This window comes from Allobosea sp. 05T422_2, assembly GCF_056396265.1.
In genome coordinates, this window is sequence record NZ_JBFTLD010000423.1 from 1 (window position 1) to 3,171 (window position 3,171).

Annotated in this window: 4 protein-coding genes; all 4 read left to right on the forward strand. The window is 64.6% G+C overall.

Translation table 11 applies throughout. The features are described from left to right. The first annotated feature begins 98 nt into the window (after positions 1–98). The 4 genes from AC1DJT_RS35435 to AC1DJT_RS35450 all read left to right on the forward strand — a co-directional run bounded on the left by AC1DJT_RS35435 (position 99) and on the right by AC1DJT_RS35450 (position 3,029). A complete protein-coding gene (locus AC1DJT_RS35435; protein ID WP_476835932.1) occupies positions 99–1,769 on the forward strand; it encodes a ribonuclease J in 1,671 nt (556 codons plus the stop codon). Between the two features lie 110 nt (positions 1,770–1,879). Further along, positions 1,880–2,284 carry a methylmalonyl-CoA epimerase gene (gene mce / locus AC1DJT_RS35440; RefSeq protein WP_476770135.1) on the forward strand — a complete coding sequence of 135 codons (405 nt, stop codon included), beginning with the start codon at positions 1,880–1,882 and terminating at the stop codon, positions 2,282–2,284. A 34-nt stretch (positions 2,285–2,318) separates the two neighbouring features. After that, positions 2,319–2,696: a RidA family protein gene (locus AC1DJT_RS35445; protein WP_476770136.1), complete on the forward strand. Its 378-nt coding sequence runs from the start codon at positions 2,319–2,321 to the stop codon at positions 2,694–2,696. Between the two features lie 102 nt (positions 2,697–2,798). Then, a complete protein-coding gene (locus AC1DJT_RS35450; protein ID WP_069880671.1) occupies positions 2,799–3,029 on the forward strand; it encodes a DUF1467 family protein in 231 nt (76 codons plus the stop codon). The last annotated feature ends 142 nt before the right edge of the window (positions 3,030–3,171 follow it).

The window sequence follows — 3,171 nt, forward strand, 5'->3', positions numbered from 1 at the left end:
TCCCAGAGCGGCTCCTGTCGCGCTTCCACGGCCTTCATGCTAGGCCTTGCCACTCATCCGGCGCGCTCTGCGCCCTGCCTTTTGCCTTAGGATTTCCCGTGACCCGTTCCAGCGACCAACTCGTCTTCGTTCCCCTCGGCGGCCTAGGCGAGATCGGTATGARTGCGGCACTCTATGGCTTCGGGCCTGAAGGGCGGCGCAAATGGATCCTGGTTGATTGCGGCCTGTCATTTGCCGGTCCCGATGTTCCGGGCGTCGACATCGTCCTCCCCGACCTGCGCTACATCATCGAGGAGCGGGCCAATCTGCTTGGCATCGTGATCACCCACGCGCATGAGGATCATATTGGCGCGCTCGCGGCGCTGTGGCCCTCCCTGCGCGCGCCCGTCTACTGCACACAGTTCGCGGCCGGGCTGCTTGCCACGCGGCGGCTGGGCGAGCCCGGCGCTCCGAAGGTGCCGATCAACGTCGTCGCCCAGGGCGGACATGTCACGCTGGGGCCCTTCGAGATCGAGTTCGTGCCGGTGGCGCATTCCATTCCGGAATCCTGCGCGCTGGCGATCCGTACTCCGGTCGGCCTCGTCGTTCATACCGGCGACTGGAAGATCGACCCGACGCCGCAGGTCGGCCTGCCAACCGACGAGAAGCGACTGCGCGAGCTCGGCGACGAGGGCGTGCTCGCCCTGATCTGCGACTCGACCAACGTTATGCGTGACGGCATCAGCCCGAGCGAGGCGGACGTCGCAGCCAAGCTGAAGGAACTGGTCGCTTCCGCGCCCGGCCGAGTCGCCGTCACGACATTCGCCTCGAATGTGGCCCGGCTGCGGGCCGTCGCCGAAGCTGCCATGGCCGGTCATCGCGATGTCGTCGTGGTCGGCCGTGCGATGGACCGTGTCATCGATGTCGCGCGCGAATGCGGCTATCTCGACGGCATTCCGGCATTCCGCTCCGTCGAGCACTATGGCTACCTGCCGCGCGACAAGGTTGTGGCGCTGCTCACCGGCAGTCAGGGTGAGCCGCGCGCCGCGCTCTCGCGCATTGCGTCCGACGATCATCCCGAGATCGCCCTGTCGCCAGGCGACCGTGTGATCTTCTCGTCCCGCACCATTCCGGGCAATGAGAAGGCGGTCGGCAACATCCTGAATGCACTGGCACGGGACAATATCGAGATCATCACGGACCGCACGCATCTCGTCCATGTCTCGGGCCATCCGCGCCGCGAGGAAATGGCCCGGCTCTATGGCTGGCTCCGACCGAAGATCGCCATTCCCGCCCATGGAGAGGATCTGCATCTGAGCGAGCACGCGGCCTTCGCACGCGGGCTCGGCGTCAAGAACGTCGTTCGTGCCGGCAATGGCGACATCATCGCCATTACGGCCGATGGCGCCGGCAAGATCGATGAAGCACCCCATGGCCGGCTCTATCAGGACGGGGCTCTCCTGGTGAATGCCATGGAGAAGACGATCCAGGAGCGCCGCCGGCTCTCCTTTGCCGGCATGATTTCGGTCGCGGTTGCGGTTGACGACAAGGGCGGTATCGCCGGCGAGCCAGAGATTGCCGTGCTGGGCCTGCCGCCGGCCGCGCGCGACGGCACGCCCTTCGACGAACTGGTCGCCGATGCGGTCTCCGACCTGCTCGACAACATCCCCAAGGCGCGTCGCCGCGATCCTGAAGCGCTGCGCAACGCGCTGGAGCGTGGCCTGCGTAGCACCGTCAACGAGGAATGGGGCAAGAAGCCGCTGGTGCATGCGCTGGTGATCGAAGTCTAAGATATCGGCCCGAAAACTGGATTGCGGTTTTCGGGCCGATGCCAGCGCGGAAGGCTAGATCATCGGCAGTATGGACGGCGGTGTTCTCGCCGGATGCAAGGGAGCTCTGAATGATTGGTCGCCTCAACCATGTCGCCATCGCCGTAAAGGACCTTGCGGCCTCGAGTGCGCTCTATCGCGATACGCTCGGTGCACGCGTCTCCCAGCCGCTGCCGCAGCCTGAGCACGGCGTCACGGTCGTCTTCGTCGAGCTGCCCAACACCAAGATCGAGTTGCTCGAGCCCCTTGGAGCGGATTCGCCTGTCGCGAAATTTCTCGAGCGGAATGTCGATGGCGGCATTCATCACATCTGCTACGAGGTCGACGACATCCTGGCTGCGCGGGACCGGCTGAAGGCAACGGGCGCGCGCGTGCTCGGTTCCGGTGAGCCGCGCATCGGCGCCCATGGCAAGCCAGTCCTGTTCCTGCACCCCAAGGATTTCTGCGGAACGCTTGTCGAACTGGAACAGGCCTGAGATCCGACGGCGCGAAACAAGCGGGAGACGATTGATGATCGAGTTCTTCGGTGAGCCCGAAGCGGGCTCGCCACGCCCGTTCAGTGCGGCGACGCGGGCAGCGGGGCTTATCTTTGTCTCCGGACATTCGGCTCCGCATGATCCTGCGAACGGCATCCACCGCGGTGCGACACCGGTCGATGAGGTTCGCAATGCGCTGGGGCGGATCAGCGAGATTCTGACGGAAGCGGGCAGCAGCCTCGACCGTGTCGTGCAGATGACGATGCTGATCACCGACCCATCCGACTACGTCGCCTGCAATGCTGAATATGTGAAGCATTTCCCCGGCGGCCTGCCGGCGCGCCATACCGCGCGCTTCGGCGTGCCCACGGAAGCGCGCGTCGCATTCTCCTGCGTCGCCTTGGTCGGATAGGCTTTCGCGTGGATTGCGAGGGGCTGCGGCAGCGAGGAGCCTTGCCGCAATCCCGCTGGCTTGCCATGAGATGACCGCCTCCGCCCGAGAAAGGATCAGGCCATGACCATTGCTGGCGGTCTCGCCGTTTATTTCGTGATCTGGTGGACGGTTCTGTTCGTGACCCTGCCGTTCGGGGTCCGCAGTCAGGCGGAGGACGGGGAGGTCGTTCAGGGCACCGAGCCAGGCGCGCCCGTGCTTCCGGGCCTCGCCAAGAAGGCGCTGATCACAACGATCCTGGCCGGAATCATCTTCGTGTTCGTCTGGTATATCTGGTCGGCCTACGATCTTTGATCGGCCGCGGACGGTAACGCCAAAAACAAAGGGCAAGGCCGAAGCCTTGCCCTGGAGTCTGTTTTTTCCGCAGTAACGGCGCACATCTGGTTGCGTGCGACTCATATACTAGGCGGGCGTTTGTTCCTCCCGAGACCTGGTC